We start from the raw sequence: 13,809 nt of genomic DNA, 5'->3' as shown, positions 1-13,809 counted from the left end.
CACCCGTACGAGAAGTTCTCAGACCCCGGCGTAGGAGTGCTTGCCGGTGACGAAGATGTTCACGCCGTAGTAGTTGAAGAGCCAGCAGCCGAAGGCGATCAGCGCCAGGTAGGCGGCCTTGCGGCCCTTCCAGCCCGCGGTGGCGCGTGCGTGCAGGTAGCAGGCGTACGCGACCCAGGTGATGAACGACCAGACCTCCTTGGGGTCCCAGCCCCAGTAGCGGCCCCATGCGTCGCCGGCCCAGATGGCGCCCGCGATGATCGTGAACGTCCACAGCGGGAAGACGGCGGCGTTGATGCGGTACGAGAACTTGTCGAGCGAGGAGGCGGAGGGCAGCCGGGAGAGCACGGACTGGGCGAACGAACCGGGCTGCACGCCATTGGCGAGCTTGCTCTCGTAGCTGTCGCGGAAGAGGTAGAGCAGGGTGGCGGTCGCGCCGATGTAGAAGACGGCGCCGCAGATGATGGCGGTGGAGACGTGGATCCACAGCCAGTACGAGTGCAGCGCGGGCACCAGCTGGTCGCTGGAGGTGTAGAGCACCGTGGTCGCGATGCCGAGGTCCAGCAGGACGGTGGTGACCAGGAGCAGCCCCATCCAGCGGACGTTCTTCTTCAGCGCGAGGAGGATCAGGTACGCGCCGACCGCCACCGTGGAGAAGGTGATGGAGAACTCGTACATGTTGCCCCAGGGGGCACGCTGCACGGACAGTGCGCGGGCGACGACTCCGCCGGCCTGCACGAGGAAGGCGAGCACGGTCATGGAGACCGCCATGCGCCCGTAGAGGTCGCCCTTGAACGTGCCGCCGGCCGCGCCGGGCCCGTCCGGTACGTCGCGGGAACCGGCCGCCGCACGCGTGATGATCTTCGGGCGGTCCAGTACGGCGGTGCCGCCGCCCTGCTGCGCGACCTGCACCTTCACCGAGCCGGCGGCGCCCTCGGTCCCGGTCAGCGCGGCGGCGGTGCGCCCGACCTTGCTGCGGCTGCCGAACACCCATTCCGCGATGTGCGCGAAGAAGGCCAGGGTGTAGACGGCCATCGACGAATAGATCAGCACATTGCTGGTGTGCGCCAGGTTCTCGTTGGTTGCGGCGGCGAGATTCACTTCTCAGCCCCTTCGGCAGGTTCTTCGGAGGATTCTTCGACGGAGTCGGAATCGGGTTCGGCGGATGAATCGGGCTCGGTATCGGTGTCCGGCGCCGTGGGCGCCGAGGCGATGAGCGTGACCGCGAGATCGGCCAGCTCCTCGGGAAGCTTCGCGGACTCGCTGCGTCCGAGACCCGCCATCTCGACGACCGTGACGCCGTCCGCACCGGGGACCGCCCGTACCCAGACCCGGCGCCGCTGGATGAACAGCGAGCCCGCGAGTCCGGCGATCGCGGCGACGGCTCCGGTGAGCGCCCAGCCGCTGGCCGGCTGCTCCGAGATCTGGAAGCTGGCCCACTCCTGGATGCCCTCGAAGGTGATGGAGCCCGCGCCGTCGGGCAGCTTCATCGTCTCGCCGACCAGCAGGCGCTGCTTGAGCTGCTTGCCGTCGGCGTCCTTGAACTCCGTCATCTTGGACTTGTCCAGCTGGTACACGTTCTGCGCCAGCCCGGAGTCCGGCCCGAGGTAGCCGTGGTAGCCGTTGAGGGCCAGTACGGGCATGTCGGGGGCCGGGAACTGCGAGAACATCGTGCCCTTGCCGTTGCCCGCGAAGGTCGGCACGAAGAACGCCTGGAAACCCAGCTGGGTCTTCTTGCCGTTCTTGTCGCGGTAGCCGTCGAAGACCTTGATCGCACCGGTCGAGGTGACGTTGTTGTCGATGGGCAGCAGCGGCACCGCGCTCCGGTAGACCTCCTTGCCCTTGCCGTCCTTGACCGAGACGACCGGCGCGTAGCCGTGCGCGTTGAGATAGACCTTGGTGCCGTCGACGACGAGGGGCTCGTTGACCTTGATGACGGTCTTCTGCGGCTTGCCGTACGCGCCCTTCTCGTACGTCACATGGGCCTCGTAGGTCCTGGGCGTACCGATCTGGGGGCCGCGGCGCTCGTACGTGCCGATGAACTTGTCGAGCTTGAAGCTGAACGGGGCGAGCGAGTCGGCGTCGAAGAGCGAACCGGACTTGAAGTCGTCGTACTGGGTGAGCGTGTTGGAGAAGCCGTCGCCCTCGACGATCAGCTTGCCGCCCTCGGACTTGAAGAGCTGCCCGAAGGCGAACGCCACCAGCATCACGATCAGGGCGACATGGAAGACCAGGTTCCCGGCCTCGCGGAGATAGCCCTTCTCCGCCGCGACCGCGTCCCCCACGGTGTGCGCGCGGTAGCGCCGCTTCCGCATCATCGCGAGCGCGGCCTCGCGGACCTGCTCGGGCTCGGCCTCGGTGCGCCAGGTGGTGTACGCGGGCAGCCTGGTCAGGCGCTTGGGGGCGCCCGGCGGGCGGCTGCGCAGCTGGCCGATGAACTGGCCGGTGCGCGGCACGATGCAGCCGATGAGCGAGATGAACAGCAGGATGTAGATCGCGGAGAACCACACCGAGCTGTAGACGTCGAAGAGCTGGAGCTTCTCGTAGACCGGCGAGACGGTGGTGTGGGCCTTCTTGAAGGTCTCCACCTTCAGCTCGTCCACGCTGTTCTGCGGGATCAGCGAGCCGGGGATGGCGCCGAGCGACAGCAGGAAGAGCAGGATCAGCGCGACCCGCATCGAGGTGAGCTGCCGCCAGAACCAGCGGGCCCACCCGATGACGCCCATGGCCGGCAGACCGGCCGCGCTCTCCTCGCGCGGGGCGGTGGAGAGCTGGGAGCCGGCCGCGCCCAGTTCGCGGGCGTTCTCCCGGTCCCGCTCGTCCCGGGCCGCCCGCTCGTCCCGGCGCTCGTGCTCCGGGGCGGGGGGGTTGGACTTGGTGTTGCTCATGGAACTCAGATCCCCACCGTGAAGCCGTTGGACCAGCCCTGCAATTGCTGCATCATCGTGTCCCACACACCGGTCAGCAGGAGAAGACCGGTCGCGATCATCATGACGCCGCCGATGCGCATGACCCATGCGTAGTGGCGCTTGACCCAGCCGAACGCGCCGAGTGCCTTGCGGAAGGCGACCGCGGCGAGCACGAAGGGGACGCCGAGGCCGAGGCAGTACGCGACGGTCAGTATCGCCCCGCGGCCGGCGGTGCCCTGGCCCACCGCGAGGATGCTCACCGAACTGAGCGTCGGGCCGAGGCACGGGGTCCAGCCGATCCCGAAGAGGGCGCCCAGCAGCGGTGCGCCCGCCAGTCCGGTCACCGGCCTCTTGTGGATACGGAACTCACGCTGCGTCATCCAGGGCATCAGGCCCATGAAGAAGATCCCCATCAGGATCATCAGCACGCCGAGCACCTTGGTGAGTATCCCGCTGTGCTCCTGGAGGGTCTGGCCGAAGAAGCCGAAGAGGGCGCCGCCGGAGACGAACACGGCGGTGAAGCCGAGCACGAAGAGCGAGGCGCCCGCGACCATGCGCCCTCGCTTGGCCTGCGCCAGGTCGGTGCCGCTGACCCCGGTGACGTAACTGAGGTAGCCGGGGACGAGCGGCAGGACGCACGGCGAGAAGAACGAGACGAGCCCGGCGAGTACGGCGACGGGCAGGGCGACGATCAGCGCCCCGTTCTCGATGGTCAGGTTCTCGCCCTGGAGCGCGGCAAGGGTGTGCACGGAATCACTTCTCCGCGATCAGCGGGTCGATCATCTTGTGCAGCTTGTCGGAGTCGAGCGCGGCCAGCGAGCGGGCGGCGATCTTCCCGTCCCGGTCCAGCACCACGGTCGACGGAATGGCCTGCGGACGCAGCGTGCCCTTGGGGAAGCGGAGCATGAGCTTGCCGGTCGGGTCGTAGAGGCTCGGGTAGGGGACCCCGTAGTCCTTCTCGAAGCTCAGCGCGGGGCCCTTCTTGGGGTCCCGCGTATTGATCCCGACGAACTGGACGTCCTTGTCCTTCGTCTCCTTCGCCACCCGCGAGAAGTACTGGGCCTCAAGGCGGCAGGGCCCGCACCACGAGCCCCACATGTTCAGTACGACGACCTTGCCCTTGTAGTCGGCGACATCGAGCTGCTTGCCGTCGAGGGTCTCGCCGTCCAGCTTCGGAGCGGCCTTGCGGTCGCCCTTTTCCACGGTGGAGACGCCGCCACTGCCCGTGACGAAGTTCGTATTGCCACCGCCTCCGGCCTTGTTGCCGTCCCCGCCGCACGCGGTCAGCGTGAGGGCGAGGGCGGCGGCCGCGGCGGGGGCGGCGAGCAGGGTGAAGCGGCGTCGGGGTGCGCGGCCATAGCTCATGTGAAAAGTTTCGCATGGCGGTTTCGACGATCTCGGGCACCCCCCTCGGTGCCCGTAAAGCCCGTTGTCAGGCCTGTTTAAAGAAGGTGTTCCAGCCGCCTTCGGGGGACTGTCCGACCCCCAGCGTGCGGAGCTTGTCGAGCACGGCCGGGGTCTGTACGTCAAGCCAGTCGACGAACTGCCGGAAGGAGACGAGGCGCACATCCGGCTTCCCCGCGATTTTCTTGATCACCGCCTCGACGGCGTCCATGTAGATGCCGCCGTTCCACTCCTCGAAGTGGTTTCCGATGTAGAAAGGCGCGCGATTCGTCGAGTACGCGCGGTTGAAACCGGCGAGGTACGACTGGGTGGCCTGCTCACGCCATCCGGGATAACGCGAGGGCATGCCCTTGGTCGAATTCAGCGACTGGTTGGCGAGGATGTTGTAGTCCATCGAGAGGACTTCGAAGCTGTGCCCCGGGAACGGCATGGCCTGGAGGGGCAGGTCCCAGACACCCTCCTGCTTCTTGGGCCAGACCTGGGTACCACCGGGTGAGCTGGCGTCGTAGCGCCAGCCGAGCTTGCTCGCCATGGGCAGCAGATTCTCCTGGCCGAGCAGACAGGGGGCGCGACCGCCGATCAGTTCCTTGCGGTAGTCGAAAGGCAGCGGATCGAGGTCGGTCCAGCCGGTGTTCGTGCGCCATTCGGTGACGAAGGAGACCGCCTGATCGATTTCGCTCCGCCACTGGGCGGACGACCAGTTCGCGACCGATCCGGAACCGCTGCAGAAATGCCCGTTGAAGTGGGTCCCGATCTCATGCCCGTCGAGCCATGCCTGACGGACGTTCTTCAGCGTCTCCTTGATGTGACCGTCGGTGAGATAACCGATGTCGGAAGCGCCGATCGGGTTGTTGGGCGGCCGGTACATGGACTTCTTCGACTCGGGCAGCAGATAGATCCCGGACAGGAAGAAGGTCATCGCCGCGTCATGATCCTTGGCGAGTTCCAAAAAGCGCGGGAAGAGTCCGTTGCCGACCTCGCCCGCCCCGTCCCAGGAGAAGATCACGAACTGCGGCGGCGTCTGCCCGGGTTCGAGCGGGACCGGCTTGGCGGGCTGGTGCGGCTGCTTCCCGGTGTCCGCGGTGGAACCGTCACCGATCTTCCGGACGTCCTTCTTCGCGGACCCGGTCCCGCGAGTGCTTCCGTCGGACCCCTTCTCCCCCGTGGTCCCCGACCGACCCGAATCGGAGGAGCCGAAGGCGCCGCAGCCCGCCACCCCGACGGTGGCGGCGGCTCCAAGCCCGGCTCCGAGCAGACCCCTTCGGCTGATGTCGCGCATGACTACCCCATCTGCGGTCGTTTTACCTTAATTCCATACAAACTGGCGAAGGCTTAGATGATGGAATCAACACCGGGGTTCCGCGATTTAGCACATGATTCTTTGCGCGACCAGACCCCAGCCATGACCGAACGCATGACCTAGCAGGTGGCGCGGGGTGGGAGCAGAGCTTCAACCACCACCGAAGACAGCAATCGCCGGACGGGCGAAAAATCAAGCCCGTCCGGCGATTGAGGACAAAAAACTCAGCTGAGAACAGACCGGCACCCGACGACCGGCAACCCTGGCGAACCGGCCTCGTGGGCACCCCCGCCCCGCCGGCCCCCGGGCCGGCTACGCGCCGAACGCCTTCGACTTCCCCTTCACCGGCTTCGCACCGGCCCGCAGATGCGCCGGAACCAGGTCCCGCGCCGGTTCCGTGTATCCGACCGACACGATCTTGTCGCCCTGGTACGTGAAGCTGGTCAGCGACGCCAGCGTGCACTGCCGCTTGCGCGGGTCGTGCCACAGCCGCCGCCGCTCCACGAAGCTCCGCACGATCCAGATCGGCAGCTGGTGGCTGACGCAGACCGCCTCGTGACCGCGCGCCGCGTCCCGAGCGGCGTCCAGCGCGCCGATCATCCGTACGACCTGTTCGATGTACGGCTCGCCCCACGACGGCCGGAAGGGATTCGTCAGGTGCTTCCAGTTGTCCGGCTTGCGCAGCGCGCCGTCGCCGACGCCGAAGGTCTTGCCCTCGAAGACGTTGGCCGCCTCGATGAGCCGCCCGTCGGTGGCCAGGTCCAGGCCGTGCGTCTTGGCGATCGGCGTGGCCGTCTCCTGGGCGCGCTCCAGCGGGGAGGCGACGACATGGGTGATGTCGCGGCCCACGAGGTGCTCGGCGACCCGGTCGGCCATCTGCCGGCCGAGCTCGGAGAGGTGATAGCCGGGGCGGCGCCCGTAGAGCACGCCCTCCGGGTTGTGCACCTCTCCGTGCCGCATCAGATGGACGACGGTGATGTCCTTGCCCTCGCGGCTTCCGTCGTCCGTGCGGCTTCCGTTCTCGCTCATGCGGTGGCCTCCGAAGCGGCGCGGGCGGCGGCGGGCAGGGCGGCGGCGATGCGCTCGACGGCCTGCGTGTCGTGGGCCGTGGAGACGAACCAGGACTCGAAGGCCGACGGCGGCAGGTAGACGCCCTGCGACAGCAGCGAGTGGAAGAAGGCGGTGAAGCGGAAAGCTTCCTGCTGCTTGGCGTCCTCGTAGTTCCGCACCGGGCGGTCGGTGAAGAAGACGGAGAACATGTTGCTCGCCGCCTGCACCGTGTGCGCCACACCCTCCTTGGCCAGCGCCTCGCCGACCAGGCCGCGGATCTCCGCGGAGACCGCGTCCACCTTGGCGTACGCCGCGTCGTCGAGCAGCCGCAGCTGGGCGAGGCCGGCGGCGGTGGCGATCGGGTTCCCGGAGAGCGTGCCCGCCTGGTAGACGGGGCCGGCCGGGGCGAGGTGCGCCATCACGTCCGCGCGCCCGCCGAAGGCCGCGGCCGGGAAGCCGCCGCCCATGACCTTGCCGAAGGTCATCAGGTCGGGCCGCACCCCGTCGACGCCGAACCAGCCGGCCTTCGAGGTACGGAACCCGGTCATGACCTCGTCGGAGATGTAGAGCGCACCGTTGGCGGCGCAGAGCTCCTTGAGCCCGGCGTTGAAACCGTCCAGCGGCGGTACGACGCCCATGTTGCCCGGCGACGCCTCGGTGATCACACAGGCGATCTCGCCGGGGCGCGCGGCGAACGCCTCGCGGACGGCGTCCAGGTCGTTGTACGGCAGCACGATCGTGTCGCCGGCCTGCGCGCCGGTGACCCCGGGGGTGTCCGGAAGACCGAAGGTCGCGACCCCGGACCCGGCGGCGGCGAGCAGCGCGTCGACGTGGCCGTGGTAGCAGCCGGCGAACTTCACCACCTTGGCCCGGCCGGTGAACCCGCGGGCGAGCCGGATCGCGGACATGGTCGCCTCGGTGCCGGACGACACCAGCCGCACCTGCTCCACGGGCTCGACCCGGGCCACGATCTCCTCGGCGAGCGCGACCTCGCCCTCGCCGGGCGTACCGAACGAGGTGCCGCGGGCGACAGCCTCCTGGACTGCGGCGATGACCTCCGGGTGGGAGTGGCCGAGGATCATCGGCCCCCACGAGCACACGAGGTCGACATACTCACGGCCGTCGGCGTCGGTGAGGTACGGACCGTTGCCGGACACCATGAAGCGGGGCGTACCGCCCACGGCTCGGAAGGCACGGACGGGAGAGTTCACGCCGCCGGGCGTCACGAGGGACGCGCGGTCGAAAAGCGTCTGCGAAACTGGGGCGTCATAGGGAAAGCTCACACAAGCCATGGTGTCAGAGCCACGGACAGTCTTGCGGACAGGTGTTTCACCGCACGCCCGTGGGGGAGGTCACTGACACGATGATCGGGTTGCGCGGCGGGGGCTGTGTCTCCTAAGTAGTAGTCGGGTGGATGAGATATGCATCGCGGTGGCGGAGTGGGCGAAGGGACCGACGACCTGGGGCCCGAGCCTGCCCGGCGGGGTCGGCACCGGCGTGAGGCGGAACGCGAGCAAGGCATACGGGCCGGTGGTCCGCAGGGTGGCGAAGCCGGAAGCAGGAGTGGTGGCCGGGTGGGGGTGACCTACAAGTACTTCGGTGCCCCCGACGGGGCCACCGCGGCACGCGTGCCCATTTCGATGCGCCCCGAGGAGCTCGGCGGCGACGAGCTGGGCATGGGCGGCATGTTCACCAAGATCAAGCCGGAGACGGTGGCGGCGATGGTCCTCACCGGAATACAGGGCATACCCCTGCACGCGGTCCCCCCGCTCGAACTGGTCGTGCTGCACCCCGATTACGCGGTGGTCAAGCTTCCGATGACGGTCGTCGACCCGCTGCGCGGCGTCGGCGAGGAGTCGGTGGGCGCCGCGGCGTTCATCTGGTCCACGGTCCCCGACCGCGGCGGCCCGCGCGACGCGTTCAACGTCTATCAACTCCTGCACGAGTGGCAGGACTTCTCGCACCGGCTGCACGACGCGGGGCACCAGGCGTACTGCCTGGTGTGGCCCTGACCGGGGCCCGTTCGGCACGGTGCTGCGGCGGGGCCTCCCCGGGCGTCCCGGGACGCCCGGTGCATGACGACGGCGGCGGCCGGGCATCCTCGCCCGCGCCGCCGCCGCATACGTAGAGGTCAGGCAGCCACCGAAACGGCCGAGCTCACCTTGGCGATGACCTCGGTGAGCGCGGTGACGACCTCGGCGTCGTCGGCGGGGTGGGTGTCGGCGAAGCGCGTCACGGAGCCGGGGATGGACAGCTTGACGTCCTCCAGGACCACGGCGCCCGCGACCCCGACGGACTTGCGGGCGTCGTCCTGCGCCCAGACGCCGCCGTACTGACCGAAGGCGGTGCCGACCACGGCGACCGGCTTGCCGGAGATGGCGCCCGCACCGTACGGGCGGGACAGCCAGTCGATGGCGTTCTTCAGGACGGCCGGCATGGTGCCGTTGTACTCGGGCGAGAACAGCAGGAAGGCGTCGGCCCCGGCCGCCGCCTCACGGAGCCGGGCGGCGGCCGCCGGGACGCTTCCCTCGACGTCGGTGTCCTCGTTGTAGAAGGGCACGTCGGCCAGGCCCTCGAACAGCTCGATCTCGGCGCCCGCAGGGGCGTGCTTGGCGGCGGCCTCGGCGAGCTGACGGTTGTGCGAGCCGGCGCGAAGGCTGCCGACGAGCGCGAGGATGCGTACAGACATGGGGAACTCCCGGGAGGCGGAGAGGCAGTTGCGTCCAATCAAGCGGACCATGGTCCGTTTAAAGTTGTACCAGCTAAACGGACCACGGTCCACTTATTCTTCCCGGACGCTACGCTGTCACCATGACCGGCCCCGTTACCCCTCCGCCGAGGCTGCCCGAACCAGGAGAAGCGCGGACGAATCTCCCGCTCGCCCCGACCGATGAACCCCCGCAACTGCGGGCGGACGCAGCGCGCAACCGCACGCTCCTGCTGGACGCCGCTTCCCGGCTCCTGGCCGGGTGCGGAGCGGCCGACCTGACCATGGAGTCAGTGGCCGCCGCCGCGGGGGTGGGCAAGGGGACCGTCTTCCGGCGCTTCGGCGACCGGGCCGGGCTCCTGCTCGCACTCCTGGACCACCGGGAGAAGCAGCTCCAGGCCGCCTTCCTCTCCGGTCCGCCGCCGCTGGGCCCCGACGCCTCCGCGGCGGAGCGGCTGCACGCCTTCGGGCCCGCCGTCCTGCGCCACGAACGCGATCACCACCCGCTGATCCTGGCCAGCCGGACCGACCCGCTGCGCAACTACGCCGTCCCGGCGCTCCATCTGCGCATCAACCACATCGCGATGCTGCTGCGGCAGGCGAGCGTACCCGGCGATCCGGAACTGCTCGCACACACCCTGCTCGGCTCCATCGACACCGCCCTCGTCCACCACCTCACCGTCGAGCGCGGTATGCCGCTGGAACGCCTGGAGGAGGCCTGGCACCACCTGGTCTCCCGGCTCGGCGCGACCGCGTAGCCATCCCGCCCCCTCCGGGATCCCCCAGCGGGATCCCTCGGCCGGAGCCCTAGGCGGGAGCCCTCGGCGGGAGCCCTCGGCGGGAGCCCGAAGAATCACGGGAAACATGGGCTTCGGGACCAAAGCCCCATATCGCCGTGGCGGCACTTGATACATGCTGGAGAGACATCGACAGTTCCCGACCCCCGGGGGTCCGATGTCCACCCAGACGCTCACCGACGCGGTGGTGACCGACCTCGTCGCCGATGCCACCGCCGCACCGTCCATGCACAACGCCCAGCCCTGGCTCTTCCGCTACGGGCACCGCAGCCGCACCCTCGCCCTCCTCGCCGACTTCGAGCGCCGGATGCCGGAGGCCGACCCCTCGACCCGCGCCCTTCACGTGGGCTGCGGCGCGGCCCTGCTGAACCTGCGGGTGTCCGCCGCCCACCACGGCCTGGACGCGGCCACCACCTTGCTGCCCGAACCGTCGGATCCGGTCCTCCTGGCCTCCGTACGCCTGGACGACCGCCCCGAGGCCCCCCGCGGGCAGACCGACGAAGCGCTCCGCGCTCTCCATCCCGCTATCGCGGACCGGCACACCAGCCGCTACCCGTTCGACGAGCAGGCGATCCCCGACGACGTCCGCGCACGCCTCGTCCGCGCGGCCCGTGCCGAGGGCGCGGACCTCGTGTTCCTGACCGAGCCCCACCTGGAGACCGTGCTCGATCTGATCCGGGACGCCGAGGGATACGACCGCGGAGACCCGGCGCGGGAGGCCGAGCAGGAGCACTGGACCCGGTACACGAAGACCGAAGCGCCGGTCGACGGAATCCCCGACTACGCCTTCGGCCCCCGCGACGCCACCGAGAGAGCGACCAATCGCGATTTCGCCGGCACCGCCGCCCTCGCCGGCCGGGCCCGCGTCCTGTTCGAGCACCAGCCGCAGCTGGCCCTGCTGAGCACCGAGGGCGACCGCCCGGCGGACTGGCTGCGCGCCGGTCAGGCGCTGGAGCGCGTCCTGCTCACCGCGACGCTGGACGCGGTGTCCACCTCGTTCGCGACCCAGCCCCTCGAATGGCCGGACCTGCGCTGGATCCTGCGCGACCCGGTCCACGGCACGGGGAACCCCCAGATGATCATCCGCCTGGGATACGGGCCCACCGGGCCGCGCACGCCGCGCCGCCCCTTGGACCGGGTGCTGACGATCGAACCGTAGAAACGCCGGGGCGAAGCGCCGGAACCAGACGCGGGTCCGGCCGAATCCGAGCAGAGAAGGCGGTGGGAGCGATGCGGCTCCCCGTAGTCGTCGGAGTGGACGGGTCGGAGGGCAGTCTGCGTGCCCTGGACTGGGCCGCGGCGGAAGCGGCCCGCTCCCGGCTCCCCCTGCGCATCGTGCACGCGTCGCTGTGGGAGCACTACGAGGGTCTGCGGCCGACCGCCGACAGCGGGCAACCTCCCGAACAGATCCTCGCCGAGCATCTCGTCGCCTCGGCCCGGGACCGCGTGCGAGACCTCAGCCCCGGGGTGAGCGTGGTGGCCGATATGCAGCCCGAGGACCCGGTGGCCGCACTCGTCCGGGAGAGCCACGAGGCGGCGCTCGTCGTCCTGGGGTCCCGGGGCCGGGGCCGGATCGCCGGAATGCTCCTGGGGTCCGTCGGCCTCGCGCTCGCCGGCCGGTCCCACTGCCCGGTCGTGGTGATCCCGGCGACGCCGCCGCTCGCCCCGGCGGAACCCGGCCGCGTGGTCGTCGGGATCAGCGACGCCACCAACCCGTCGGCGGCTGCCGTCTTCGCGCTGGCCCAGGCCGCTTCGCGCCACGGCGAACTGGTCGCCGTACGGGCCTGGCGCCGCCCCGCGCACGAGTTCCTGAGCCGTACGCCCCTCCCGGGCTCCCCCGCTCCGGCACACCGCCGACAGGCCGAGGAACACCTCGAAGAGGTCCTGGGCGCGCTGGCCGGACGGGACGATTCCGGAACCGTCGTCCACCGGTCGGTGACGCAGGGACCGGCGCACCAGGTACTGATCGAAGCCGCCGAGGGCGCGGAACTGCTGGTCGTCGGCGCCCGGCGGAGCAGCGGATGGTACGGACTCCAACTGGGCCCGGTCGACCACGCGGTGCTGCATTACGCGCCCTGCCCGGTCGCCGTCGTCCCGGATACGTACCAGGGCTGATACGCGTCGGTCCACGGCCTTACGGTTCTCCTCGTACCGATGTACTCACGTTCGAGTCGATGTACTCACGCACGAGGGGGAGGCCGCCCCATGGCCGATGCCGCCGCACACCTTGTCACCACGCTCGCCGCACCGCTGGACCGTGCACAGGACGCGGCGGACGCCCCGCGCCTCCTGCGGTGGCCCGCGCGGCGGCCGGGCACCCGGCCCGCTCCCGGTGACGGGGGGCCAACAGAGGGCACGCGTCTGCTCGTCCAGCGCGGTGACACCGAGCTGGTCGCCGTCGCCCCCGACTCCCCGGGCGCGGCGGTCCGCTTCCCCGCTCCCTGGCCCCGCCGCTTCGGCACCAGCACGGTGGCGCCGAACGGTGAGCTCGCGGTGTTCGCCGGGGTGCACGCGGTGCGCGCGGTGGACCCGACGGGGGCGGTGCGCTGGGAGGTCGGACACGGCTGCTGGGAGGGCAGTTGCCGCACCCTCCACACCGCGTACGAGGAGTACGCGACCGACCACCGGCATCGGTACGCGGACAGCGGCTCGGCCGTGTTCTCCGCGGACGGGACGCTCGTGTGGGCCCATGTCCGCGGCCCTGTCGCCGCCTCCGGACCCGATCCGGAGGCGCTGGACGAGTGGCTGGTCATCGATGCCGCCGACGGACGGGTGCTCGGCCGGGCGGACGCGGAGACGGCGGCGGTCGGCTCGGATCACGTCCCGCACCCGGACCCCACCCGGATGGGACTGTGTGTCGGTGAGGGGCAGGACGGGGTGCCGATGCTGTGGGGCAGATGGGACGGCGAGAAGCTCTCCGTCGAGCAGTTCTGCGACGACGAGCGGATCCTGGCGGACGTGAGCCCGTCGGGCGACCGCTTCCTGACGGTGACTCATTACGAGGAGACGCTCGGCGTGCACCGGGTCGACGACGGTTCCGTACTGTCCGAACTGGACACCGAACACACTGTCCCCCGCCACCCCGAGGCCGATCCCGACGACCAGGACGCCGACGAGACGCTCTGGGACTACGAGTGCGGCTTCCTCGACGAGGAGACCGTGGTCGCCGGTACGTCGGAGAGGGATGGGGAGTACGGGGAGGAGCGCCACTGGCTGGTGAGCGCGACCGGGGACCGGATGCGGTTGACCGCGCGGATCACATACCCGTTCCCGATATCCGGCGCGCCCACGGCCCTCGGTGACGGCACCTGGTACACGGTGTCGGAGGCGGGCGACGCACTGCATGTGTGGAGCCGATAGACCGGCGGGCACGGGCCGGGGTGGGGGCCGGGGCACGGGCCCCGGGCGGGGCCGGGGCGGGGCACGGGCCCGGGGCGTCGGCCCCGGACCGGCCCCCATCCACCGGTCGCCGGTCGCCAATCACCCGCATCCGGCCCTTCATTCATTGGCCGAAGAGCGATCTCCAGCCGATCCGTCGAACGTGCCGATGCAGAAGACACCTGCCTTTGTCCCGCGTGTGCGTGGAGGCCTGCCGTGGGCGACATCCTGCTGACCCTGTCCATCCCCGTGCTGACCTTCGCC

General features: G+C 70.0%; 14 protein-coding genes. 6 read left to right on the top strand and 8 right to left on the bottom strand.

What is annotated here, in order from left to right; all coding sequences use genetic code 11:
• Window positions 1-18: 18 nt before the first annotated feature.
• The 7 genes from ccsB to hemL all read right to left on the bottom strand — a co-directional run bounded on the left by ccsB (window position 19) and on the right by hemL (window position 7,955).
• Window positions 19-1,101 (bottom strand): c-type cytochrome biogenesis protein CcsB, encoded by a 1,083-nt coding sequence (gene ccsB / locus ACFVX4_RS12240; RefSeq protein WP_389975026.1) that lies wholly within the window; start codon window positions 1,099-1,101, stop codon window positions 19-21.
• On the bottom strand, window positions 1,098-2,888 hold the full coding sequence (locus tag ACFVX4_RS12235; RefSeq protein WP_389975023.1) for a cytochrome c biogenesis protein ResB: 1,791 nt from the start codon (window positions 2,886-2,888) through the stop codon (window positions 1,098-1,100). The genes ccsB and ACFVX4_RS12235 overlap by 4 nt, the downstream gene beginning before the upstream one ends.
• Before the next feature lie 5 nt (window positions 2,889-2,893).
• Window positions 2,894-3,658: a cytochrome c biogenesis CcdA family protein gene (locus ACFVX4_RS12230; protein ID WP_389975021.1), complete on the bottom strand. Its 765-nt coding sequence runs from the start codon at window positions 3,656-3,658 to the stop codon at window positions 2,894-2,896.
• Window positions 3,659-3,662: 4 nt separating this feature from the next.
• Window positions 3,663-4,274 (bottom strand): TlpA family protein disulfide reductase, encoded by a 612-nt coding sequence (locus ACFVX4_RS12225; RefSeq protein ID WP_389975018.1) that lies wholly within the window; start codon window positions 4,272-4,274, stop codon window positions 3,663-3,665.
• A gap of 67 nt (window positions 4,275-4,341) precedes the next feature.
• Window positions 4,342-5,592 carry a hypothetical protein gene (locus tag ACFVX4_RS12220; protein WP_389975015.1) on the bottom strand — a complete coding sequence of 417 codons (1,251 nt, stop codon included), beginning with the start codon at window positions 5,590-5,592 and terminating at the stop codon, window positions 4,342-4,344.
• A 333-nt stretch (window positions 5,593-5,925) separates the two neighbouring features.
• Window positions 5,926-6,642, bottom strand: a complete 717-nt coding sequence (locus ACFVX4_RS12215; protein WP_389975012.1) for a histidine phosphatase family protein — start codon at window positions 6,640-6,642, stop codon at window positions 5,926-5,928.
• Complete coding sequence (hemL, locus tag ACFVX4_RS12210) at window positions 6,639-7,955, bottom strand: glutamate-1-semialdehyde 2,1-aminomutase (protein WP_389975009.1); 1,317 nt, start codon at window positions 7,953-7,955, stop codon at window positions 6,639-6,641. The genes ACFVX4_RS12215 and hemL overlap by 4 nt, the downstream gene beginning before the upstream one ends.
• Window positions 7,956-8,073: 118 nt before the next feature.
• Here hemL and ACFVX4_RS12205 point away from each other — a divergent pair, with 118 nt between their 5' ends.
• Together ACFVX4_RS12205 and ACFVX4_RS12200 are read left to right on the top strand one after the other, a co-directional pair.
• Entirely contained in the window at window positions 8,074-8,247 is a 174-nt protein-coding gene (locus ACFVX4_RS12205; protein ID WP_389975006.1) for a hypothetical protein, read from the top strand.
• A complete protein-coding gene (locus ACFVX4_RS12200; protein WP_385328827.1) occupies window positions 8,238-8,675 on the top strand; it encodes a hypothetical protein in 438 nt (145 codons plus the stop codon). Before ACFVX4_RS12205 ends, ACFVX4_RS12200 begins: the two co-directional genes overlap by 10 nt.
• Before the next feature lie 119 nt (window positions 8,676-8,794).
• On the opposite strand, the gene ACFVX4_RS12195 is transcribed toward ACFVX4_RS12200, so the two are convergent.
• A complete protein-coding gene (locus ACFVX4_RS12195; RefSeq protein WP_389975003.1) occupies window positions 8,795-9,352 on the bottom strand; it encodes an NAD(P)H-dependent oxidoreductase in 558 nt (185 codons plus the stop codon).
• Window positions 9,353-9,474: 122 nt separating this feature from the next.
• Between ACFVX4_RS12195 and ACFVX4_RS12190 the strand changes: the two genes are divergently transcribed.
• The 4 genes from ACFVX4_RS12190 (at window position 9,475) to ACFVX4_RS12175 (ending at window position 13,527) form a co-directional block, all read left to right on the top strand.
• Window positions 9,475-10,128: a TetR/AcrR family transcriptional regulator gene (locus tag ACFVX4_RS12190; RefSeq protein ID WP_389975000.1), complete on the top strand. Its 654-nt coding sequence runs from the start codon at window positions 9,475-9,477 to the stop codon at window positions 10,126-10,128.
• Between the two features lie 196 nt (window positions 10,129-10,324).
• Entirely contained in the window at window positions 10,325-11,326 is a 1,002-nt protein-coding gene (locus ACFVX4_RS12185; protein WP_389974997.1) for an Acg family FMN-binding oxidoreductase, read from the top strand.
• A 71-nt stretch (window positions 11,327-11,397) separates the two neighbouring features.
• Window positions 11,398-12,282, top strand: coding sequence for a universal stress protein (locus tag ACFVX4_RS12180; protein WP_389974994.1), 885 nt, complete (start codon window positions 11,398-11,400; stop codon window positions 12,280-12,282).
• Between the two features lie 90 nt (window positions 12,283-12,372).
• Window positions 12,373-13,527 (top strand): hypothetical protein, encoded by a 1,155-nt coding sequence (locus ACFVX4_RS12175; protein ID WP_389974991.1) that lies wholly within the window; start codon window positions 12,373-12,375, stop codon window positions 13,525-13,527.
• The last annotated feature ends 282 nt before the right edge of the window (window positions 13,528-13,809 follow it).

The organism is Streptomyces sp. NPDC058240, assembly GCF_042882135.1.
Lineage (GTDB): Bacteria > Actinomycetota > Actinomycetes > Streptomycetales > Streptomycetaceae > Streptomyces.
The sequence above is the reverse complement of the archived record's forward strand: the minus strand, read 5'-3'. Positions and strand labels throughout refer to the sequence as shown.

Coding starts and splice junctions, on each gene's coding strand:
- ACFVX4_RS12235 (WP_389975023.1), bottom strand. CDS start 2,888: ATGAGCAACACCAAGTCCAACCCCCCCGCCCCGGAGCACGAGCGCCGG.
- ACFVX4_RS12225 (WP_389975018.1), bottom strand. CDS start 4,274: ATGAGCTATGGCCGCGCACCCCGACGCCGCTTCACCCTGCTCGCCGCC.
- ACFVX4_RS12220 (WP_389975015.1), bottom strand. CDS start 5,592: ATGCGCGACATCAGCCGAAGGGGTCTGCTCGGAGCCGGGCTTGGAGCC.
- ACFVX4_RS12215 (WP_389975012.1), bottom strand. CDS start 6,642: ATGAGCGAGAACGGAAGCCGCACGGACGACGGAAGCCGCGAGGGCAAG.
- hemL (WP_389975009.1), bottom strand. CDS start 7,955: ATGGCTTGTGTGAGCTTTCCCTATGACGCCCCAGTTTCGCAGACGCTT.
- ACFVX4_RS12195 (WP_389975003.1), bottom strand. CDS start 9,352: ATGTCTGTACGCATCCTCGCGCTCGTCGGCAGCCTTCGCGCCGGCTCG.
- ACFVX4_RS12190 (WP_389975000.1), top strand. CDS start 9,475: ATGACCGGCCCCGTTACCCCTCCGCCGAGGCTGCCCGAACCAGGAGAA.
- ACFVX4_RS12185 (WP_389974997.1), top strand. CDS start 10,325: ATGTCCACCCAGACGCTCACCGACGCGGTGGTGACCGACCTCGTCGCC.
- ACFVX4_RS12180 (WP_389974994.1), top strand. CDS start 11,398: ATGCGGCTCCCCGTAGTCGTCGGAGTGGACGGGTCGGAGGGCAGTCTG.
- ACFVX4_RS12175 (WP_389974991.1), top strand. CDS start 12,373: ATGGCCGATGCCGCCGCACACCTTGTCACCACGCTCGCCGCACCGCTG.